At 29.8% G+C, this 23315-nt stretch carries 14 protein-coding genes; 3 read left to right on the plus strand and 11 right to left on the minus strand.

Features of this window, described 5'->3' with window-relative positions; all coding sequences use genetic code 11:
• Nucleotides 1-3: 3 nt before the first annotated feature.
• From ccoS to H9I45_RS07690, 4 genes are all read right to left on the minus strand, one after another.
• Entirely contained in the window at nt 4-180 is a 177-nt protein-coding gene (gene ccoS, locus H9I45_RS07675; RefSeq protein WP_088354757.1) for a cbb3-type cytochrome oxidase assembly protein CcoS, read from the minus strand.
• A gap of 83 nt (nt 181-263) precedes the next feature.
• Complete coding sequence (gene hemN / locus H9I45_RS07680; RefSeq protein ID WP_088354758.1) at nt 264-1628, minus strand: oxygen-independent coproporphyrinogen III oxidase; 1365 nt, start codon at nt 1626-1628, stop codon at nt 264-266.
• A 2-nt stretch (nt 1629-1630) separates the two neighbouring features.
• The gene (locus H9I45_RS07685; RefSeq protein ID WP_088354759.1) at nt 1631-1966 is read right to left on the minus strand and encodes an AraC family ligand binding domain-containing protein; all 336 of its coding nucleotides are present in this window, start codon (nt 1964-1966) and stop codon (nt 1631-1633) included.
• A gap of 6 nt (nt 1967-1972) precedes the next feature.
• Nucleotides 1973-4348, minus strand: coding sequence for a heavy metal translocating P-type ATPase (locus H9I45_RS07690; protein ID WP_088354760.1), 2376 nt, complete (start codon nt 4346-4348; stop codon nt 1973-1975).
• 103 nt (nt 4349-4451) lie between these two features.
• Between H9I45_RS07690 and H9I45_RS07695 the strand changes: the two genes are divergently transcribed.
• Nucleotides 4452-5144 (plus strand): Crp/Fnr family transcriptional regulator, encoded by a 693-nt coding sequence (locus tag H9I45_RS07695; RefSeq protein WP_088354761.1) that lies wholly within the window; start codon nt 4452-4454, stop codon nt 5142-5144.
• Nucleotides 5145-5199: 55 nt separating this feature from the next.
• Here the strand turns inward: H9I45_RS07695 and tamL are convergent, their stop codons facing one another.
• From tamL to H9I45_RS07725, 6 genes are all read right to left on the minus strand, one after another.
• On the minus strand, nt 5200-7485 hold the full coding sequence (gene tamL / locus H9I45_RS07700; protein ID WP_455566649.1) for a translocation and assembly module lipoprotein TamL: 2286 nt from the start codon (nt 7483-7485) through the stop codon (nt 5200-5202).
• A gap of 18 nt (nt 7486-7503) precedes the next feature.
• Nucleotides 7504-12522 (minus strand): translocation/assembly module TamB domain-containing protein, encoded by a 5019-nt coding sequence (locus H9I45_RS07705; protein ID WP_088354763.1) that lies wholly within the window; start codon nt 12520-12522, stop codon nt 7504-7506.
• A 195-nt stretch (nt 12523-12717) separates the two neighbouring features.
• Nucleotides 12718-14646 (minus strand): glucosamine-6-phosphate deaminase, encoded by a 1929-nt coding sequence (gene nagB / locus H9I45_RS07710; RefSeq protein ID WP_088354764.1) that lies wholly within the window; start codon nt 14644-14646, stop codon nt 12718-12720.
• Nucleotides 14647-14680: 34 nt separating this feature from the next.
• Nucleotides 14681-16000, minus strand: a complete 1320-nt coding sequence (locus H9I45_RS07715) for a sugar MFS transporter (RefSeq protein ID WP_394364914.1) — start codon at nt 15998-16000, stop codon at nt 14681-14683.
• 26 nt (nt 16001-16026) lie between these two features.
• Complete coding sequence (locus H9I45_RS07720) at nt 16027-17121, minus strand: phosphotransferase (RefSeq protein WP_088354766.1); 1095 nt, start codon at nt 17119-17121, stop codon at nt 16027-16029.
• Nucleotide 17122: 1 nt separating this feature from the next.
• On the minus strand, nt 17123-18028 hold the full coding sequence (locus H9I45_RS07725) for a nucleotidyltransferase family protein (protein WP_088354767.1): 906 nt from the start codon (nt 18026-18028) through the stop codon (nt 17123-17125).
• Nucleotides 18029-18253: 225 nt separating this feature from the next.
• Here H9I45_RS07725 and H9I45_RS07730 point away from each other — a divergent pair, with 225 nt between their 5' ends.
• Nucleotides 18254-19291, plus strand: a complete 1038-nt coding sequence (locus H9I45_RS07730; protein WP_088354768.1) for a LacI family DNA-binding transcriptional regulator — start codon at nt 18254-18256, stop codon at nt 19289-19291.
• Between the two features lie 88 nt (nt 19292-19379).
• Nucleotides 19380-21962, plus strand: a complete 2583-nt coding sequence (locus H9I45_RS07735) for a DUF4955 domain-containing protein (protein ID WP_088354769.1) — start codon at nt 19380-19382, stop codon at nt 21960-21962.
• Between the two features lie 96 nt (nt 21963-22058).
• Here H9I45_RS07735 and H9I45_RS07740 read toward each other — a convergent pair whose 3' ends face one another.
• Nucleotides 22059-23234, minus strand: coding sequence for a BT3233 family polysaccharide utilization protein (locus H9I45_RS07740; RefSeq protein WP_088354770.1), 1176 nt, complete (start codon nt 23232-23234; stop codon nt 22059-22061).
• Nucleotides 23235-23315: the final 81 nt, after the last annotated feature.

The raw sequence follows: 23315 nt of genomic DNA on the forward strand, positions 1-23315 counted from the left end.
AATTTAATCTTTAGTTAATTTCTCTTCTTTTACTTTAACAAGTTCATCATCAAACAGCATACGAACAGATGGCGTGTATGAATCGTCATACTGCCCTTTTCTTACTGAATAAATAAATGCGATAAAGAATACAATTGCCACTAAAATACTTAGTGAAAGTAGTAGGTAAATTACGCTCATATCTTGCCTGATAATTGATACCTCAAAAATAATATTGATTCACTTCTTAAAATATGACATTTGTCATATTTCTTAAATAATTGTTAAATAGTCATCGAAAATAATTGTGTTTTTGGTTTATTTTCCAATAAATGAAGATCGAAAGCCATACAAATGTTACGCACATAAGGTCTTGCTTTTTCAGGAATTGATAGTGAGTTTTTATGCACCTCAACCAAACCATCTTTCTCCATTTCTACTAATAATTCTAGATGTTTTTCTACATTATTGATTTTCATATGGTCTGCTTCCCAAGAAGTAGTGAAATTACACATCATATTTAAAATGTGTTTTCTTATAATTCTATCTTCTTCAGATAATAAATGTCCTCTAAAAATTGGTATTTCACCTTGATTTACTAGTTTTTGATATTCCTTGACCGTTTTTACATTCTGTGCAAATGCGTACCAAGAATCGGAAATTGCAGACATACCCAAACCAACCATTAATAAGGTTTTATTGGCTGTATACCCCATAAAATTTCTATGGATTGTTTTGTTGATAGTTGCTTCATACAAACTATCTGTTTTTAATGCAAAATGATCCATTCCTATTTCTTCGTAGCCTAATTCTGCAAATAATTCTTTTCCGATTTCATAAAGCTCTCTTTTTTCGTCGTTTTTTGGTAAATCTTCTTCGTTAAAACCTCTTTGACCTACTCCTTTTACCCAAGGAACATGAGCATAGCTGTAGAATGAAATTCTATCTGGTTGTAATTCTTTCGTTTTATTAATTGTGTGAATTACAGCTTCCTTCGTTTGAAATGGCAAGCCAAAAATTAAATCGTGACTCACAGAATCGTAGCCAATTTCTCTTGACCATTTTGTTACTTGTTCTACAGCTTCAAAAGGCTGAATTCTATGAATCGCTTTTTGTACTTTTTCATTATAATCTTGCACTCCAAAACTGACTCTTGTAAACCCACAATCGAACAATGTTTGTAATTGTTCTTTGGTTGTATTATTTGGATGACCTTCAAAACTAAACTCGTGATCTGGATGTTTTTCAGCAATTGAAAAAATACCATCCATTAAATATTTCAAGTTTTCTTTAGAGAAAAAAGTAGGTGTTCCTCCACCTAAATGCAACTCTTTAACAATTGGCTGTTCGTCTACCAAAGCAACATATAATTTCCATTCTTTTAAAACGGTTTCTATATACTCTTCTTCCACTTCATGACGTTTTGTAATGTGTTTATGACACGCACAAAACGTACACAAACTCTCGCAAAATGGCAAATGAATATAAATACTAATTCCTTCTGAAAAATTGCTCTCTATAAACGATTTTTGAAACGAAGCAATCCAATCTTGTTTGTCTATGCCTTCTTTATTCCAATAAGGCACTGTTGGATAACTGGTATATCTTGGTCCTGGAATATTGTATTTTTGAATGAGTGATTTTTTCATAATTACAACACTTCTTTTACACGTTTTACACTATCGGTTTTCGATAAAGTTAGGCGTACAACACTGTCTACAATTGCAGTTAAATTATGAACTTCATGAGGTTTTAATGATAAAATATGCCCAGAATCTAATCTTCTAACTTCACCACTAACTCCAAAATCGATAATTCCTTCAACAATATGAACAATTATTGCAAAAGGCGCTTGATGGTCTTCCATGGTTTGGCCTTCCTTAAACACAATTCTTATTTCTTTTGAGAAATCTGTTTCTAATAAAAGAGACAAAGCTGGTTTTTCATCATTGAACTTAATATCTTCAAAAAACGAGGCTATATTCATAATTTTTTATTTTATTTTTTTTCCTAATATATTTGTTGAAATTGTTGTAAAAACAACAATACTTATAGAACTTAATGGCATTAAAATCGCTGCAATAACTGGCATTAATTGTCCTGTAACTGCAAAATACAATCCAACTACATTATAGCATAAAGAGAGCATAAAACAATATTTTATTATTTTGATTGCCTTTTTAGATGCGTTTATATAAGTTCCTATTTTATTGAATTTTACTGCATCTAAAATTCCGTCACAAGCAGGAGAAAAAACGTTTATGTTTTCTGATAAAGCAATACCAACATCACTTTGTGCCAAAGCACCAGCATCGTTTAAACCATCGCCAATCATAGCCACTTTTTTATTTTCTTTTTGAAGTTTTGCAACAACCTCTAATTTATCTTCTGGTTTTTGATTGAATAATAAATTCGTTCCTTCAGGTAAATTTTCTTGCAAATATGTTTTTTCACCTTCATTGTCTCCAGAAACAACAGATAAATTATATGTTTTCTCTAAAGATGAAAACAATGCCTTCACTCCTTTTCTATAAGCATTTTTAAAAATGAATTTCCCTTTGTAATCCTCATTAAAACTTACGTGAACAGCTGTGTCTAAAGTTACTTTTTCGTTATTATTATTTACAAAAAATGCAGATCCTAATTTTATATTAGTTTCATTGTAATTTGCTATAATTCCTTTACCTGTAATTTCCACATAACTCGAAATAGGAATGGTTTCAACTTCACCAAAAGTGTTATACAAACTTCTACTTAAAGGATGATTTGAAGCCCTTAAAGTACTTTTTAAAATACTTTTTTCTTGCTGATTTAAAACAATACCTTCATAATTAATTGTACTTTCTTTATTTGTGGTTAAGGTTCCTGTTTTATCGAAAATTAGCGTATCTATTTTTGCCAATTGCTCAATTACAGTGGCATTTTTTAAATAGAATTTCTGTTTACCAAAAATTCGCAACATATTCCCCAAAGTAAATGGTGCTGCCAAAGCAATTGCACAAGGACAGGCAATAATTAAAACAGCTGTAAATACATTTAATGCTTTGCTGGCATCAAAAAACAACCAATAAGCTGTAGAAATAAATGCGGTTAATAAAACTGCAATTGTAAAGTTTTTACTGATATTATCTGTAATGGTTTTAAAATGCGATATGTTGTCTTTCTGAAAAACATCATTACTCCATAATTGTGTTAAATAACTTTGAGAAACTGAAGATAAAACCTCCATTTCTATCACTCCAGATAATTGTTTTCCTCCTGCAAATAGTTTATCTCCAGATTTTTTATGAACTGCATTTGCTTCACCAGTAACAAAACTGTAATCTATTTCTGCATTTCCATTGATTAAAATTCCATCTACAGGAATTAATTCTTGGTTTCTAATTAATAATCTGTTTCCTTTTTCAATATCATAAATTTGTACATTTTTTTCTTTTCCTTCGGATGAAATTCTAGTAACTGCAATTGGAAAATAAGATTTGTAATCTCGTTCGAAAGACAAAAAATTATAGGTTTTCTGCTGAAAAAATTTACCTAATAATAAAAAGAAAACCAAACCTGTTAAACTGTCGAAAAAACCAGTTCCTAAATCGAAAATAATTTCTACAGAACTTCTTATAAATAATACAGATATTCCAAGTGCAATAGGAACATCAATATTTAAAATTTTTGAGCGTAAACCTTTGTATGCCGAAATAAAATAGTCTTTTCCTGCATAAAAAACAACTGGTAAAGAAAAGGTAAACATTAACCATCGAAATATATTTTTATATTCTTCTATCCAATAACCATCTACTTCAAAATATTCTGGAAAAGATAAAAACATTACGTTTCCGAAAGCAAAACCAGCAATACCTAATTTGTATATTAAACTTCTATCGACTTTCTTTTTTCCTGCTTCATAATCTTCTAAACTAATGTAAGGTTCATAACCAATGGAGCTTAATAATAAAACGATTTCTTTTAAAGTAGTAGTTTCTGAATTAAAAGTAATTCGAACAGTTTTCTTCGGAAAATCTACTTGAGAAGTAGAAATTTCTGACTTTAATTTATGTAAATTTTCTAAAACCCAAATACAAGAGCTACAATGAATGTGTGGAATGTATAGGGTTATTATTTTCGTACTTCCATCATTAAAATCGAGTAATTTTTCGGCAATCGTTTCTGTGTCCAAAAAGTCGTATTTTCCTTGGATTTCAGTTGGAATTGCTCCTGGATTGTCTTGAAAATTATAATAACAAGTTAAATCATTATCAGAAAAAATCTCGTAAACGGTCTTACAACCATTACAACAGAAATGTTTTTCATCAAATTTAATTAAGTCGTCATCACAAGAATCACCACAGTGATAACATTGTGTCGATTTCATATTTACTCTTTTGCCTATTGCAAATTTCCAATAAGAGTTGCATATAAAATATGATATATGTCAGCTTTTTAATATATTTGGAATACCAACTATCATTATAATTATGAACAAATGTGAACAGTGTATTGTTCGTCAATTTAACACCTTAAAACATCTTTCTAAAGAAGAATTGGCAAGGATCTCTTCCTGTAAAACTTCTTTATTTATAAAAAAAGGGGAACCTATTTTTGAGGAAGGAGAACATTTAAACGGTGTTTTTTGCATTAAAGATGGTGTTTGCAAGGTCTCTAAAATGAGTGAGAATGGGAGAAGTCAAATTATAAGCCTCGTTAAAAAAGGCGAAATTTTAGGAGAAAGAAGTTTAGTATTGGAAGAAGTGGCCAATTTAAAAGCGGTTGCTTTGAGTGATATGGAAATTTGTTTTGTTCCAAAAGATGAAATAATTAAAGATTTAGAAAAAAACCCTGGTTTTTCTATGGCAGTTTTAAAAGATATGGCAAGCATGCTTAAATCTGCAGACAATGTTATTGTAGATATGGCTCAAAAAACGGTAAAACAACGTTTGGCGGAAACACTTTTAAATTTAAAAGAAAAGTTCGATGTCGATAACCATGGTAATATAGATATACAGCTCTCTCGTGAAGATATTGCGAATATAATTGGAACTGCAACTGAGTCTGCAATTCGTTTATTATCTGAATTTAAGAAGAATAAAATTATTAATTTTAAAGGTAAAAGTATTGCTATTTTAGATTCTTCTGGTTTGGAAAGAATTGCACAAGGTTTTAAGGAGTAACTTAAAATTTAGATTCCCTTTTAATTATCTATTTATTAATTATTACAATTATTTTCTAGAAGGAATACCCAATAGCAAAATTTAAAACGGGTTCGTCTATTCTAAAATCCCATCGTTCGCCTTCTTTAAAAGATGGGTCGTGAAAAGGAGCTGCTAAATCGAAACGAATTACAAATCCTTGTACATCTACTCTCAATCCAATTCCTGCACCCATTCCTAATTCATTTATAAAATTAGAAGTAAATTTATCTTTTCCATTAAAAGCTGGATTTGATTCTGAATTCCAAACATTTCCTGCATCTGCAAATACAGCACCTTTAAAGAAAGAATAAATTGGAAAACGATATTCGATATTTGCTTCTAAACGAATGTTTCCTGTTTTATCGAAGAACGTTCCATTCGTATTTGGGTCTTCATCTTCGTTATAAGTTCCTGGTCCTAAAGAACGGATTTTAAACGCTCGAACACTGTATGGACCTCCAGAAAAATATTGTTTTACAAAAGGTACAACATCCGAATTTCCATAAGCATAACCATAACCTGCAAACAATCTTGTTGCAATTGTCTGTTCGTTATTTCTTCCAAAATTGTAATGATATCTAAAATCTACATCTGCTTTTGCATATTGTGCATATTGCAATCCTAAAAATTCTTTTGGCATTCCTGCCTCTGTTTCTTTACCAAATAAGCTTATAGAATTTCCAGCGACATCTAATGTAGAGTTTGCAAAAAATTGATGCGTTTTATTAGAACTTACCATTTCGTTATAAGTAAACGAAAAAGTTAAGCCAGAGATAAATTGTTGATCGAAACTTCGCTTTAAAAACGGGTTATTATCTAAAATATCTTCAAAAGTTTCTGTGGTGTTAGACAAGCGTGTATAATTTACCGAAATCGGATTTATCTCATAGGTTATATATCTATTGGCATTCCAAACATAACCGAAAAATAAATTTCCTGACAATAGAGTGTACAGTTTACTTCGACTTAAATAAGTTGCACTTAAACTTGTTTTTGTTTTTGGTATTGAATATTCGAAAAAATCTTCTTTAAATGAAAATGGTGCAATTACTCTTGGAAAAATAAGTTCTGTTTTTAAACCTAATTCCAAGCTACTTAACCCTAAATTATTTCCACTAGAAATTTGCGTTTCATAACCAATATTCGAACTTATATTTAATGTTTCTCCTCCTTTAAATAAATTTCTGTTGCTATAAGTTAATCCTAATTTTGGGCCAGCGAAATTATTAGATTTTGTAACTGCTTGCAGTTCTGCTCTAATTGCACGTTTTGTTAATGGTGAAAGAAAAATATTTGCTTCTAAACCTCCCATTTTACCAGTTACAGAAGTATCTAATTCTTTGTACTGAATGTTTACATATTTATAAGCCCCAATTCCAGAAAGTCTTCTTGCAGTGTTTTTTGAAGTAATTGGATTGTAAAATTCGCCTTCTTTTAAAGTGATAAACTCATCTAAATATTTTGGTTTAAAATACACAGAATCTTGATGATAACTTTTTTCGTTATAACGTGCTACTTTTGTATTTGTACTATCTTTTAAATCGTAATCTGGATAGATATTTATTTTCTCTATTTTATAAGGAACAATTGCTTTTTCTGGAACATCTGCTTTCAACTTTAAAAATAAATCGAATCTTTTATTTTTATATTGATTTGTATCTGCTTCGAAAAGTAAAAAATTAGAGTTAAAATTATAATATCCTTTCTTTTTTAATTCTGAATCTAATCTTTGACGCTCTAATTTTAAATTCTGTAAATCGAAACGCATGTCTTTTTTAAAAATAGCATTTTTAGACAAATCTTTTACATCCGCATAAATTGGAGAAACCATGCTATCTACTTTATAAGTTTCCATTTTATATGGAGCAGGTACTTTTAAATTGTATGTTACAGATGCTTCCTTTTCTTTTTCTGTAAATGATGAATTTACTGTACTGTAGAAAAAACCATGATTTTCGAGTCTGTTTCTTAGAATCTCTTGCATATCATACACTTCTACATCCGATTGATAAACAGGTTTTTGCCCAAGTTGTTTGTACAACCATCTGTTTATAAAATTCGGATTTTCTTTCTGGTTTTTATAGTAATAATACAAACCCAAATGCATTCCTAAGAATTTGGAATTGGGTTCTGGACGTAAAACAGTTTTTAAATCGGTTTTTAATTCACTAACTTTTTTAACGGCAGAATCTGCTTTTAATTCAATTTTTGCGCCAGTATACAAGCGTTCGTCTTCAGGAATAAATTTTTGAATGCTACATGAATACAGCATTATTCCTAAGAAAAATAAAATTACGATATGTTTTAATGTTGTTTTCAAAAACTTAGTTTTTTTCCTCTATTTTTTTAGAACCGATTCTTTCTCTTTTATTTTGTCGTCAGTTTCCTTCTTTTTTGCTTTTGCTTCTTCTTCTTTTTTCTTTGATGAGCGTAAAATCGCATTCCAAAGCTCGCTAAACTGATTGAATTCTTGTGTAAAAATTAATGCAATTCCACTTACAATAGTTTGCCCATCAATTACATTTTCGAACTTACTTTCTCTAAAACCTTTTAAGCGATATCTACCATTTTCGGTAATTTTATATTCTAAACTTACATTACCAATTAATGGCGCTTTTTCTCCTGTTGTACTACTTCCTTGAATATCTACTTCGCTTCCAACTCTAACTGTAAGTCTATCATTAAACAATTTCTTTTGTGCAGCAATATCTAGCTGAGTTCTGTCTGTTGGAGCATCTCCTTGATAATCTGTAAAACTATTTAAACCAAAATCGAGTTCAATACCAGAACCTCCTAAAATTTTGTTTGAAAAAGCATTTAATTGCCCAGAAACTGCATCGTTTAAATTATCTCTAGCTACAGTTGCAAAACCTCCTGAACTTCCATCACTACCTGCATCTGGATAAAAACGATTTAATACCAATAAAGAAAAAACTTGTTTATTTAATTCTGCTTCTTGCTGATTTACTTGTTGCACTCGACCATAAACTTGGCCACCAATAGAACCACGATCTTCTTCTGGCATGTCTAAACCAAAAGATATTTTTGGTTGTAATAATTCGCCATCGATATTTAAGGAAACTTCAAAAGGAAGTACTTGTTTGTATTTACTTTTTACAGATGGTTCTGCTCCAGAAATTTGTGGAGCCATTAAAGGAGAAGCAGAAGTTTCTAATTTGTAAATTGCTCTTACATCTAAATCTGCATCAAAAGGATCTCCAGACCAACTAACTCTACTTCCTGGCGCAATTAAAAATTTTCTATCTACTAAATTGTATAAGTTCAATTCGTAATGACCATCCCAAATTTCGTAACCTCCTGTTAGATTAATTCTTCCATTTGGAACCATTGTAAATATAAAATTTCCATCTCCAGAGGCTTTAAAATTATCGCCAGTATCTTTATTAATTACCACTGTAACTGCTGCTTTCCTATCCACTTTTAAAGATGCAGAAATATCGAAACCAGTTATTGTAGCTGTTTGTTCTTCGGTTCTTGTTAGAATTGCATCTGGATTTTTTCTATTTACAAAAGCGACAATACCATCTCTTTCTTCCACATTTGCATAAACAGAAGGCATTACATAGGTTACATCTGTTCCAGCTCCCAATGTTAGTTTTGCATCTAATTTTGGAATTTGTAAATCTCCTGTTAATTTTGCGTTGGCGTTAAATGTGGCAGTTCCATATAAAAATTCATTGTCTTCTTTGGTCGCATTTAAAACTCGAAAGTTTTTTGCATCTACATTTAAATCGAAAGTTGGATTTACAAAACTTTCTGTACCGATTTTTCCTGAAAGTATTAACGCATTTTTCTTTGCGTCTAAAATTTTAAAATTAGATAAAGTAAGTCCACTATTATCAACCTTTAAAGTCTCGTTGTTAAGTAAAAATTTAGTATTTAATTTAGATATATTAAAACCTGCGTTTTTGAAGGTAATATCTCCGTTATATTTTGGTTCGGAAGTGGTTCCAGTAACTTTAAATTCTCCTGAAAAACTTCCATTAGTTTCTTTAACTTCTCCTAATGAAAACGTATTTAAAGCTTTCATTTTAAATTCATTAATATTTAAATCTAAGTTTAGATTTGCTTCAGTATTACTTACAAAATAATCTCCTTTTAAATCTAAATTTACATCTCCTCCTTTTAAATCTGCATTAAAATCGTATTTGCTATTTCCTAAAGATTTCGCATCTAATTTTAGCGTTCCTAAATTTGTTTTTAGTACCTCTAATTTACTTACATTTAAATCTGCAATAATACCAGTATCTTCAAACGGATCTTCTAAAATAAAACTTCCATTTAATATTCCAGTGGTAATTTCTGTTTCAGGATTTAAGTAATTAAAAACTTCATTAATTTTGAAATTTTTGTAATCTATGGCAATATGGTTTTTAGATACGTTAGGTAATTTATCCGTAATTTCTATAGATTGGTTATCCTTAGAAATTTTAAAATTCTTGAAAGCGATTTTATTATTAATTAGCGATATTTCGTTGTCAGTTGGAATATTCCATTTTCCCTTATTTAAAACCAAACTATCTGGATTTACAGTAAATTTTAAATCATCTCTATTTCCAGTAATTTTTGTGTTCACATTCATTAATTTTTCTCCATTATGTGAACCTGAAAAATTAAGAGATAATTCGTTGTTGGTTTGGTTTCCAGTAATATATGTTCTTGGAACATCTAAAGGCCCAGCTACGATTCGTTTGAAACCTAAATCGAAATTAAAATTATCTTTATCTGTAGTCATAGAAAACGCCAAACTATCTAATTCATTTCCACTGTAATTTATATGTGGAGCCGTAATTTGGGCATCTAATTTTCTTGCTTTTTCATTAAAATCTACAGCAATATCTATTGTATCCACATCTTTTACGTTCACTAAAAAAACATCTTTTAATAATGATGATTGTGCAATTTTCCCTTCAAATTTTAAGTTAACTGGATTTTTAATTGAATCTGCAATTTTTTCATCTCTATAAAAATAACTAAAAACATGTCGCTGAATAGCTTTGGTGAAAGTTTGTGGATCTGTGTTAGATTCTAGGTCTAAATTCAGCATTTTATTTTTTACAGAAAGAGATGTTGTATCTTTATCTACATAAGCTTTTGCGTCTATTGCACCTAACAAATAAGTTCTATCATCATAAACAAAAACCCCATTTATAATTTTACTTTCTATATCGTAATTTTTGCTATTTCCTTTAAAGTCTAAAGAGATATCCATACCCGTTTTTACGTTTCTATTCATAAAACCTAAGGCTTGTAAATCTGCTCCAATAACATTTAATTTTATGTTTGCTTTAGAGGCAATAGAATCTAAAAATACTTTACCATTTAAAGCAATGTTTAAATTTTCATCTTTATATTTTGATGTAATATTTCCTTCGCCATTTTTAACATCTCCATTGATAATTAAATCTTTAATAGCATAATTATTTAATGTAAATTTTGATACATTCGCTTCTAAGGTCGCATCTAAAGTGTTTATACTTTTTCCACTTCCCTTTGAATTTACAGTTAAACTTAGAGACCCAAACTGAGGGTTTTTTAACAATTCGTTTACTTTATAATCTTCAATTTTTACGACAGCATCGTAACTTATAGTATTTTTATTTTTGAAGTTTCCATTAATTTCTGCAATTCCTTGTGTGGTTGTTATTTTTGCATTTGCCGAAATATTATCGAGAGAGCCACTAGCTTTTCCGACTAATAATACATTTTCTGGAAGCTGAATTCCTAATTCTTTTTCATCTATAAATTGAAGAATATCTGAACGTTTTGTTTCTGCCTTTAATGATGAAATATCCACCAATAATTTATTGGGGTCTGTAACATTCATAAAAGTTCCATTTGCTGAAATTTTTGTAGAATTTCCCCAATTTACTTTTGCATTTCTAAGATTGATGGAAGCCAAACTACCATTTGCCTGAATATTTCCAGTAAGTAATTTTTTACTTGCCTTTTTTAAATAAACATTTTTTCTAAGTGAAGGTTGAAATTTAAAAACCTCATCTAAAGAGACTTTAAAAGTGGGAATGTTTAAATTGACTTTCGTTTTCTCTGGAGTTGCTAAAAGCTTATTTAAAGAAGCATATTTTAAATCGGCATTTCCAACAAGAACATTGTTGTTTAATTTAAAGTCTAAATCGTTTAAATCTACTTTATTATCTGTTGCAGTTAAATTAAATGAAAGTTGATGCAAATTTAAACCGGAAGCTTCATTAAAATTAAGCTTAGAAATTTCTGCACCTGCTTTTTTGTCTTTCAAGAAAATATCTGTTGCATTAAAAGTTATATTCTCTAACGAAATTACTTTCGGATTGAATACGTTTTTTTGTGGTTTTGCATTGTCTTCAGAATAAATAATAGCATTATTTTCTAAATTGATATCAGCAATATTTATAATGAATTCTGGCCATTCTATTTTTACAGTTTCATTACTTTTTGAAGTAATTGCACTTTTTTTAGAAACTGTATTTAAAGATATTTTTGAATTACTAAGCTGTAGTTTATCTAAATATATGTTGTTTTTTGCTAAATCTATTTGTGGTATTTCTGCATAAAAATTATCAATATTTATATCTGAAGAAATGTTATCTACTTTCGATTCGTAAAATGCAATAACATTTTCAATTGTAAAATTATCAACTGAAAATTTTGGTAATGGAACTTCTTCTGTAGAAACTACTTGAGGTGGATTTTGAACAAACCTAATATTCGAATTCGAAAGGTTAATATTAGAAGCTTCAAAACTCATATTCTCTAAATCCGTCGTTTCCATTTTTGCTTCTAGTTCGCCAATTTTAAAATGTCCATCCAATCCTAGAACATCATCTTTCAACAAAAAATCGATGTCTTTAAAAAACAAATCTCCTATAACAATATCCAATGGTTTTGCTGTAGAATCCTTAACAACAGGAGTTGGATTTTCTGGTTCAAAAGCGTCAATTAAAAATTGAAAATTATATCCAGAAACAGTATCTTTTCTTGTAATATTTGCACGTAAACCTTCTAAGGTTAAGTTATCTACTCCAATTCCATTTCCACGAATTATTGCCCAAAGAGGCACATTTGCTTCCAAGGATTTCGAATAAACTAAAGTATCTCCTTTTGTATCTTCTAAATACAATCCATCTAATTGCACACTTCCATCGAAAGTGACAAATAATTTCTCAACAGCAACTTTTGTATCTGTTTTATTGGAAACATAGCTTACTGCTTTATCTACGATAATACTTTGTCCCCAAGAACTTCTTATAAAAATAACAATTAAAAAAAGAAATAACAAGATACCAAGCAACACTCTTAATGTTCTTCTTAAAAAACGATATTTCCTTTTTTTTGGCATTTATAGAATGCTATTTAGCTGTAAATTTTAGAATTGCAAATATAAAGTGCTAATTTCATTAATATTATCTGTAATAGAAGTTATTTTAACTCCATTACATTTTTTAACTTTTAAATTAATTCCACAAAAAAATCCCATCAGTTTTAATCTTCGACTAAAATGATGGGATTTTAACTACTACTACTTACTAAAATCTTAATAATGCCACCTTACGAAAGCTTCCATTGCTGCGTAATGAGACAAACCTAATTGATCGTATAATTCTGCAGTTTCTCTATTTCTGTCTTCTGCTCTTTGCCAAAATTCTCTACTATCTGCTCCTTGAAAAACAACACCATCTTTTTGTGATTGATGCTTAAAAATACCTTTACGTTTTTCTAAAACTTGATCTGGACCCATTGGAACTGCCATTTCTATCTCGTCAATTCCCCATTCTTGCCAAGCACCTCTGTACAACCAAACCCAACAATCTTTCATAAATTTCTTAGGTTTTAATTCTCTTACTGCTGCAAAAATGGCATCTAAACACACTTTATGTGTTCCATGAGGATCTGCCAAATCTCCTGCTGCATAAATTTGATGTGGCTTTATTTTCTCTATTAAATCTTTGGTAATTTCTACATCACCTACTCCAATAGGATTCTTTTTAATAGCTCCAGTTTCATAAAAAGGAAGGTTCATAAAATGAATTTGTAAATCTGGTAAACCTATAAAATGACAGGTAGATCTTGCCTCTCCTTTTCTAATTAAACCTTTAATATACCTTACTTCTGGAGTATCTATTTCACTCGACTTTTTATTCTTTAAAAAACTTGCTGCTTTTTTGTAAATATCGATTGCTTCAGAATTTTCGATACCAAATTTCTCATTATAATCGCAAACAAAACTCGCAAAACGCAATGCTTCATCATCTGCAACTGCAATATTTCCAGAGGTTTGATAACCTACATGTACTTCATGACCTTGTTCATGTAACCTTTTAAAGGTTCCACCCATACTAATAATATCATCATCTGGGTGAGGACTGAAAATTAGAACACGTTTCTTTGCTGGCTCTGCTCTTTCTGGTCTTTTACTATCGTCGGAATTTGGTTTTCCACCTGGCCAACCTGTAATTGTATTTTGTAATTTGTTAAATATTTTTATGTTTATGTCGTATGCAGGCCCAGAATCTGCTAATAAATCACTCATACCATTTTCGATATAATCTGCATCTGTTAACATTAAAATTGGCTTTTTTAAATTCAAAGCCAAACTTAAAACTGCTTTACGGATTAACTTATCTGTCCACACAATTTTTTCTACCAACCAAGGTGTGTTAATTCTTGTTAATTTAGAGGCTGCTGCTTGGTCTAAAATAAAAGTTGCATTTCTATGTTCTTGCAAATAAGATGCAGGAACCAAACTCGTAACTTCGTCTTCTACAGACGCTTTTATGATGTTAGATTTCCCTTCACCCCAAGCCAAAAGAATAACTCTTCTTGCTTCCATTATTTTCTTTACACCTAATGTAATTGCAGTTCTTGGTGTATTTTCTAATCCAGAAAAATCGCCACTTGCTGCAACTCTTGTAATATGATCTAAAGCGACTAAACGAGTTTTAGAATTTTGAAGTGAACCAGATTCGTTAAAACCAATATGTCCATTTCCACCAATTCCTAAAATCTGCAAATCCATTCCACCTAAAGCTTCAATTTTTGCTTCATATTGGTCGCAATAATCTCTAATTTCTTCTTTTGACAAAGTACCATCTGGAACGTGATAATTCTCAGGTAAAATATCGACATGGTTAAACAGTTGTTCTTGCATAAAACGAACATAACTATTTACAGAATCTGGTTCCATAGGATAATATTCATCTAAATTAAAAGAAATTACATTCTTAAAACTTAAACCTTCTTCTTTATGTAAACGAACCAACTCTGCATATAAACCTTTTGGAGAAGATCCTGTTGCTAATCCTAAAATACAAGGTTGTTTTTGAGATTGTTTTACTTTTATTAAATCTGCAATTTCTTTTGCAACTTGTGCAGAAGCTTCTTTTGAATCTTCAAAAACTACAGTTCCTATATTTTCGAATCTTTTTTCGAATCCAGTTGCTTTGTCAATTTTACTTTTTAACATAATGTATTACTTGTCTATATTAAAATTAATCTTATTATTTACTCCAATTTTTTATTTTATGACCCCATATTGCAAAGAATAAGATAATAGCATAACAAGGAATTAAAATCCAATAACTACCTGTAGAAGCTGTTGCAATTGCATCTGCTTCCTGTATACCATTGGTAATTAACTCATGTTTATTTGCATCGACCATTCTACCATATAAAGGTGGTATAATTGCCCCACCAGAGATTGCCATAATTAAGAGTGCTGATGCTGTTTTAGTAAATTTCCCTAAACCTTCTAATGTTAATGGCCAAATTGCTGGCCAAACCAATGCGTTTGCAATACCTAAAGCAGCAACAAATAATACTGATGTAAAACCAGTTGTATTTAAAATACAGAAACTAAAAATTATTCCTAAAATAGCACTTACTATTAAAGCCGTTTTCTGTTTTACGTATTTTGGTATTAAGAAAACACCCAAGGCGTAAGTGGCAACCATTGCCATTAATGTATAAGTTGTAAAGAATTTTGCTTCTTCTCCAGAAAATCCTAGTGAGATTCCGTAAGCGATAATTGTATCACCTGCAATTACTTCTGCTCCTACATAGACAAACAATGCTAAAACTCCCAACCATAAATTCGGAAATTGAAAAATACTTGTTTTTGCTGTTTTTCCTTCTTTTAAAACTAGCTCTTCTGCAGCATCTACTTGTGGTAATGGTGCTTTTCTAATTAAAACTCCTAAAACAAATAATACAATTGCCATTACTACATAAGGCATAAAAACACTATCTGCCATCGTATCTAAAAGCACATTTTTCTCTTCTAAACTTGCGCCAGCTAACTTTGCTTTTGTTTCATCAATTCCTGATAACAATAAAGCTCCAAAAATTAAAGAACCTAATGCTCCTGCAGTTTTGTTAGCAATTCCCATAATTGCAATACGTTTTGCACCACTTTCAATTGGGCCTAAAATAGTAATGTATGGATTTGCTGCGGTTTGTAAAATTGTCATTCCAATACCTTGAATAAAAATTCCTGCTAAAAATACCCAATACGTTCTTGCTTCTGCTGCAGGAATGAAAACCAAGGCTCCAATTCCCATGATAATTAACCCTAAAGACATTCCTTTTTTATAGCCAATTTTACCTAAAATATAAGAGGCTGGCAATGCCATTACTACAAACGAAATATAAGAGGCAGTTGCCACTAAATAAGATTGTGATTCTGTTAATTCGTTAATGGTTTTCATAAATGGAATTAACGCTCCGTTAATCCAAGTTACGAAACCAAAAATGAAAAATAAACCTGCAATTATTATAATCGCAAGAGTTGTGTTCTTTTTAGACATGGTTGTTGTTGACATAAGTAAATAGTTTTTGGTTGATGAATTTAACTAGCAGCTAAAACTGCTTCGCTTTTTAAATTATTGTATTGTTTTTCTAAACTCTCAATTAACTTAAATTGATTTTTAGCTCTATCTAAATTGTGCTCTAGATATTCTGTCTTGTAATATACGTCGTTATTTAAATAATCAGTTAAAAAACGTAATCCCATAATAAAAATCATCGTTTTCGCTGCCAATGGTAAATGCTTTATTTCAATTGGAGTTAAAGAATCTTTTGTCGTCTCTAAAAATCCTTTTTTGTAAGATTTATAGTAATCAAAATTAAATTCTACTTTAGATAAATCTTTTTCGTCTTCTGCAGCTGTGTTACAAATTGTTCTAATTGCATCTCCAAAATCATAATGGATAATTCCTGGCATAACAGTATCTGTATCAATCATACATATACCTTTATTATCTTTTGTGAAAAGAGAATTTGAAATTTTAGTATCATTATGCGTTACTCTAACAGGAATTTCTCCTTCTTCTTTTAAATTTTGAAGAATATGCATTTCCTCTTTTAAATCTGAAACAATTTTGGTATACCTCTCAGCTTTTTTTAAACGCTCCTTTGACGCACTTTGCACTGAAGACGCATATTGTTTATAACGAGAAGCCATATCATGAAAATTAGGAATAACATCAATTAATTGACTGCTGTCAAAATCTGATGTTCCATTTAAAAAGTCTCCTAAAAGTTTACCACCTTCGTAAGCAATCTCTTTGTCTTTTACGATGTCGTGTGTAATGCTATCCTCTATAAAAATCATTACATTCCAAAAATCGCCGTCTTTTTTGTAATAATAAAAATCGTTGTTTTTATTTTTTACAAAACACAATATTTTTTTACTTAATTCTTCTTCAGAAATATTTGGATATTTACTTTTTAAATGTTCACTTGTTAAAACTTTATTATTTACTAAACCTGGAACATCTTTAAAAATAGTATGATTTATTCTTTGTAAAATATAGTCTTTAGTACCATCAGTTTTTATTAGAAAAGTATCATTTATATGCCCTGAGTTTAATTCTGAATGGCTAATGTAGTTCGACTTATGATCGAACTCGTTAAAGATGGATTTTAGAATTTCTGCTTTCATATTAATTCCATAATTTAGTTGGATAGACTCCGTTTTCTTTCAACTTATTAATCTCTTTTTGTGCTTTTTCTTTATCATCGCTATAAGTAACACCAAACCATTTAGAATCTGATTCTAGAACTTTTACAGACGCTTTTTTACTTTCTAACATTTTACTTACAATTGATGGTAAATAAAATTCTGCTTTTAAGTTTTCTGTATTCTTCTCTAAAAAGTCTAAAAATAATTCGTCTCCAAATTCAAAACATTTTGGCGTAAAACCCCAAAAATTCATAGAAACAGTGGTATTCTTATCAATAGGAAGCATTTCTCCATTATCATTTTCACTTTTAAGAATTCCGTCTATTTTTTCTATTCGAACTCTTTCTGTTACGTCTATTAAAAAACCATTTTTATCTACAGTACATTCTCCTCTAGAAACATAACCATTCTCTGAAACTGTATTTTTTAAAGAATAAGCTACCATACTAAAGTCGTAACTGTTTTCATCTGTATTTCTTAACTGCTCTGCAATTGCTGTAAAAGCTTGTCTGCTGTAAAAATCATCTGCATTTATAATGGCAAAATTTTCCTTTACAACATCTTTAGTCATTAATAAAGCATGTCCTGTTCCCCAAGGTTTTATTCTTTCTGGATTTACATATTTTTCAGGAACGTTGTCTAATTCTTGATATACATATTCAACCTCTACTTTACCTTCTAATTTTTTATTAAAAATCGCTTTAAATTCTGCCTGAAAACTTTTTCTGATAATAAAAACAACTTTACCAAAACCTGCTTCCACTGCATCATATAATGAAAAGTCTATAATGGTATCTCCTTCTGGAGTAAAAGTATCCATTTGTTTCAATCCTCCATATCTACTACCCATTCCTGCAGCTAATATGACTAAAGTTGGTTTATTCATTTTATTATTTTTTAAATTACCAATGACTAAAAATTACTTAAAATAATGAATTACAACTACTTAAGTATCTTTTAAACTAGTATTATCAGTTCTAATCTTTACAAAACTAAATAATAAATATGTATAAAAAAAGAAAAAACACAAAAAATGTGTTCGAGCACACTAAATAATGTTATCGAGCACACTTTTTATTTAATTACTAGTTTTTTATATATATTTGCGATTATGACCAAAAAACATACAATAAAAGATATTGCAGAATTGGCAGGTGTATCTAAGGGAACTGTAGATAGAGTTATACATAAAAGAGGTAAAGTTTCTACGAAAGCCTTAGAAAAAGTAAATGCTGTTTTAAATGAAATAGACTACAAACCTAATTTATTAGCTAGAAGTTTAAAAAATACTAAAGAATATCATGTTTGTGTTATTCTACCAGATTATAAGGAGGATTCTTTTTGGTTGCCTTGTTTTGAGGGAATACAAGAAGCAATTAACGAATTTAGTGCTTTTGGTATTTTTATAGAACCTTTCTTTTTTAATACAAATAGTGTACAAACTTTTATAGACATAAATAAAAAAGTTTTAGAATTATCGCCAAATGCAGTACTTTTAACGCCTTTATTTTATAAAGAAACTATTACAATTGTAAATAATTATGCTGCATCTAATATTATTGTTAGCAAGTTTAATAATCAATTAGAAACAGAGAATACTAAAAATTTCGTTGGGCAAGATTTATTTAAAAGTGGCAGAATTGCTGCGAGTTTAATGAAGATTATAGTTCCTAAAAACTCTAATATTGCTATTATTCATATAGATGAAGATTTTAAGAATGCTATACACATGCAAGAAAAAGAGAAAGGATTTAGAGATTACTTTTTTGATTTAGCAAACTCCAATTATCAAATTACAACTTATAGTTCTAAAAATGCTGATATTGAAAACAAACTAACCTACATTTTAAATACTTCTAAAAATTTAGCAGGAATTTTTGTTACGACTTCAAAGACTTATAAAGTAGCTGAATTTACAAAAGGAAAAGATATTAAAATTATTGGGTATGATTTATTAGACGAGAACATTAAATACTTAAAAAACAATCATATTAATTTTTTAATTCATCAAAATCCCAAAAAACAGGTATTTTTAGGATTAACTTATTTAGTAGAATATTTACTTTTTAACAAAGAAATACCAGCTAAAAGTTTATTGCCAATTGACATTGTAAATGCAGAAAATTTAGAAACTTATCTAGAAAATTAGAATCTGGTCTAAAAACCCCTCTAGTAAGAACACTCTCCCACACTCTAAAAAGTAAGTTGAAGTTTATTTTTACATAAAAATAACACATATGACTTTCAATTACTTTAAATCTTTAATTGTAATTTCTTTTTTGTTTCTTATTCAAGAAGTAAATTCTCAAAACCCAAGTGCACTATATCAAAATTGGTTAGATGCACAAATTAATAACACAACACCTATTTTACCAACATTTAGCTTTGCTGGTTATAAAAATGGAGAAGTTTCTTTACCAACTTCGTTTTCTCAACAAGTTTATTATGTTACTGATTATGGTGCAATAGCAAATGATAATAAATCTGATAAAGAAGCCATAAAATCTACAATTGCGGCTGCAGAATCTAACCCAAATGGAGGTGTTATTTTCTTTCCTCCTGGAAGATTTATTGTAAACGATTCCGAACCAACTGTTGCTGGAGTTCCTGCAGATGACCCAGAAGAAGTAATAAGAATTTCTAAAAGTAACATTGTTATTAAAGGAAGTGGTTCTGGTTCTGGAGGAACAGAATTGTATCAAAAAAGCCATACTACACATCCAGAAATGGCTACAAAAGATTATTTATGTCCGTATTTATTTCTATTCTGGAATGGAGAAGATTCTGCAAATTCTTTACTTACAAACATAACAGCAGATGTAAATAGAGAGTCTTATACAGTTCAAGTTGCAAGCACAAATAACATTACAATTGGCCAATGGGTAGAATTGTATGTTAAGAATAATGATACAAATTTAGTAGCAGAAGAATTGGCTCCTTTTTCTACTTCCAATTTTCATCAACCAGAAAATTTAAAGATAGTAAATGAAGGAGTGGAGGTTAGAGAAATTCATAAAGTAGTTGGTAAAACAACAAACACAATTACTTTTAAAGAGCCTATTCATAGAGCTATAAATGCAAATTACAATTGGAAAATTAATAACTTTAAAGCTTTAGAAAATGTTGGGATTCAAGATTTAAAATATACAGGTGGTTTTATTTGGAAACATCTTCATCATAAAGCACCAGAAGAATTATTTCCTAATGAAGGAACAAGTGGACCCAATGCTTTTTTAAGTTCATCTGGTTGGAGTGGAATAAAATTTAATCACACAGTAAATAGCTGGATTACTAATGTAGAATTTTCTGCAATGTCTCAAGCTGCACAGTTTCTATTCTCTTCCAATAATACAGCTTTAAATAATAAATATACAGGAAATCCAGGTCATAATTTTATTACTACAAATTCTGCGTCTGGTTGTTTTTTAGGTAGAAATGATGATTTAACAACAGGTGTTTGGCATGGAGTTGGCGTAAATGGAAAATCTATTGGAAACGTTCTTTGGAGAAATAATCATCCACAAACTGGTACTTCTGGAATAGAAATGCATGCAAGCCAGCCAAGATCTACTTTAATTGATTTCTGCAAAGGAGGTGTGTTTTTTCATCAAGGAGGTTCTACAGGTGCATTACCAAATCATTTAAAGAATATGGTTTTGTGGAATTTTGAAGGCGTTTCTTATCAGAATTCTGCTGTAAAATCATTCAGACCAAATAATGAAACTGTTTATGCTAAATTTATAACTCCTATTATTTCGGGTTTAAAAGGTTTTACAATGTCTTCTGATGCAAATCAATTTCAAGTAAATGAATCTCCTGGAACTCATGTAGATGAAGAATCTTTATATGAAGCGCAATTAAAATATCGTTTAGGAACACTTCCTGGTTGGATTAATAACACATTAACAAATCCTTTTTATCCAATTTTTTATTACGAAGATTTTGGAGCTGTAAACCAAGGATATTCTGTTCAAATTGTAAAAAATACAAATTCGCAAAACGAAGCTCAAATAGGAAAACGTGTAAACGATATTCCTGATGCTGCAGATTCTAACAACGAGTTTACAGAAGCAAGACCTGCAAACAGAATTCCTGCAAATAGTGCAAGAAACCAAAAAGCAATTGCAATTGTTGGTACTTCTTCAAATACTAATTACGAATTAGAAGCTTGGGTAACAATGCCAATAATTGATGTTTCCAAAAATAACCAATATATAAATGCTGATGATACTTTTAAATACGTAAGTTTTTGGACAGAACAACGTTATGCAAATGGAGGAATTTCCAGTTTAGAAGTATTTATTTCTACAGATTATACAAATAATGTTACCACTGCAAATTGGACAAACGTAACTTCTAATGTAAATAAAATTGCAACTTCTGGTCAAAATCCTCAAACTTATGTTGAATCTCTTTTAGACATTTCTTCTTACACAGATACAAATTTCACTTTAGCCTTTAAATACACAAGTGATAATTCTACATATTCTGGCTCTAATAGAAATGGTACTTTTTATATTTCTGATGTAAAATATTTTGTATCAGATACAACACTATCTAATACATCTTTTATAATTGAAGATACTATTAAAGTGTATCCAAATCCGTTTTCTTCGGAAATTACAATTGGTAATTTAGGAGCTAAATTTAATAAAGCATTACTTTTTGATTCGCTAGGAAGAGTTGTAAAATCTATAAATATTGAAGGATTAGGCACAGTAATAATAAATACTACATCTAATAATATTTCATCTGGAATATACTTTTTAAAGTTGATAGGAAATGGTATTTCTAAAGATTATAAATTATTGAAGAAATAAATAATTTTCATCAAATTTTGAAACTAAAAAAGGGATTGTAACAATACAATCCCTTTTTTAAATCTTGAAATTCGCAATCTATAATGCTACTAAATTTTATTTTATACTAACCTCTAAAGGATTATTTATTTGTTTAGAAAATTGGTTTAAATAATTCTCCCAATCTTGTTTAGAAGCAAACTGTTCGCTTTTTTTCCAAGTGAAACCAGCATAATAAACAACTTTATTATCGATAACGTTTAAATGAGCGTAAGCATTACTTAAATCTTTTGTTTCAACATCGTATTTTTCGAAACCTTTAAAAGTTTTATTATCTGCAACAATTGCAGTTTCAATTTCTGAATCTCCATGAGGTTGCCAATAGTTAACCCAACCATTTTTAGTATCTCCTGTTACTTCTCCATCTTTTTCATGCAGTGTTAAACCTGCTGAAACAGTGTCTGTTCCTTCAATATTTGTTGAAAATTTAGAAAAATTACTACCCAAATCTAAACTGATTATTTTAGATTCTTTAATTGTATTTCCAGCGGCATCCCAATCTTCATATTCTAAATAAAAACTGGTTCTTAATGGGCCAGTAGTAATGGTTCTCCATTTTGTATAATTTTTAGACAAGTAATATTTATCAACTACTTTAACAGCAATTCCTCCAACACCTCTACTTACTCCTACATGAAAATTATCTAAACCTTCACCTGTATCTTCATGATAACTTCCTGTCTTATCAACCAAAGTTTCTTTATACCATTTGTTAATTATAGGATATTCTACTCTTTTCAACCAAGCATCTACTCCACTTGATAGAGTTGGTTCTGGCAAGTTGTTTTCTGCCCTGTATTGCGCATTTGGTCCATAAACACGAAAAGCAACCCTGTTGTTTTCCCAAGTATAATCGTCTGTTCTTTCTGGCACAAAACGAGAATAACATAATTCTGGTGCTTGTGGTTTTTCTGCTACTGTAATAATTACAACTTCAAAATTTGCTGTAGAATTTGCATCTATTTTTGGTTGAAATAAAATTTCGTCCATAGTTCCATCTCCATCAACATCTACTAATTGTGTAACTTGAAGTTCTCCTGTTTTTACATCTTTAATTCCAACTTTAGAAAAATCATCAACTTTCAAGTCAGATTTTTGAATTTCAACTATTTCAAAAGTTCGTTTGAAATCAAGCGAATTTTTTACTGTAATAATTGTATTTTTTTTCTCTTGACTACAAGAAAATAAAATAGCACCAATTAATAAGTATGAAAGTTTTTTAATAGTTTTCATTATAATTTATTTTTAAATTAAAACTTTAAAACCCGTCAGATTTTAAAAAAAGACAGGTTTTATATATTATTAGTGAAGATA

The sequence above is a fragment of the Polaribacter haliotis genome, assembly GCF_014784055.1.
Lineage (GTDB): Bacteria > Bacteroidota > Bacteroidia > Flavobacteriales > Flavobacteriaceae > Polaribacter > Polaribacter haliotis.

What these genes read in the sequence shown, in the direction of transcription:
- H9I45_RS07725 (WP_088354767.1), bottom strand. Translation starts at nt 18,028, where the DNA reads ATGAATAAACCAACTTTAGTCATATTAGCTGCAGGAATGGGTAGTAGA.
- H9I45_RS07690 (WP_088354760.1), bottom strand. Translation starts at nt 4,348, where the DNA reads ATGAAATCGACACAATGTTATCACTGTGGTGATTCTTGTGATGACGAC.
- H9I45_RS07720 (WP_088354766.1), bottom strand. Translation starts at nt 17,121, where the DNA reads ATGAAAGCAGAAATTCTAAAATCCATCTTTAACGAGTTCGATCATAAG.
- H9I45_RS07695 (WP_088354761.1), top strand. Translation starts at nt 4,452, where the DNA reads ATGAACAAATGTGAACAGTGTATTGTTCGTCAATTTAACACCTTAAAA.
- H9I45_RS07685 (WP_088354759.1), bottom strand. Translation starts at nt 1,966, where the DNA reads ATGAATATAGCCTCGTTTTTTGAAGATATTAAGTTCAATGATGAAAAA.
- H9I45_RS07730 (WP_088354768.1), top strand. Translation starts at nt 18,254, where the DNA reads ATGACCAAAAAACATACAATAAAAGATATTGCAGAATTGGCAGGTGTA.
- H9I45_RS07705 (WP_088354763.1), bottom strand. Translation starts at nt 12,522, where the DNA reads ATGCCAAAAAAAAGGAAATATCGTTTTTTAAGAAGAACATTAAGAGTG.
- H9I45_RS07735 (WP_088354769.1), top strand. Translation starts at nt 19,380, where the DNA reads ATGACTTTCAATTACTTTAAATCTTTAATTGTAATTTCTTTTTTGTTT.
- H9I45_RS07740 (WP_088354770.1), bottom strand. Translation starts at nt 23,234, where the DNA reads ATGAAAACTATTAAAAAACTTTCATACTTATTAATTGGTGCTATTTTA.
- ccoS (WP_088354757.1), bottom strand. Translation starts at nt 180, where the DNA reads ATGAGCGTAATTTACCTACTACTTTCACTAAGTATTTTAGTGGCAATT.
- nagB (WP_088354764.1), bottom strand. Translation starts at nt 14,646, where the DNA reads ATGTTAAAAAGTAAAATTGACAAAGCAACTGGATTCGAAAAAAGATTC.
- H9I45_RS07715 (WP_394364914.1), bottom strand. Translation starts at nt 16,000, where the DNA reads ATGTCAACAACAACCATGTCTAAAAAGAACACAACTCTTGCGATTATA.
- hemN (WP_088354758.1), bottom strand. Translation starts at nt 1,628, where the DNA reads ATGAAAAAATCACTCATTCAAAAATACAATATTCCAGGACCAAGATAT.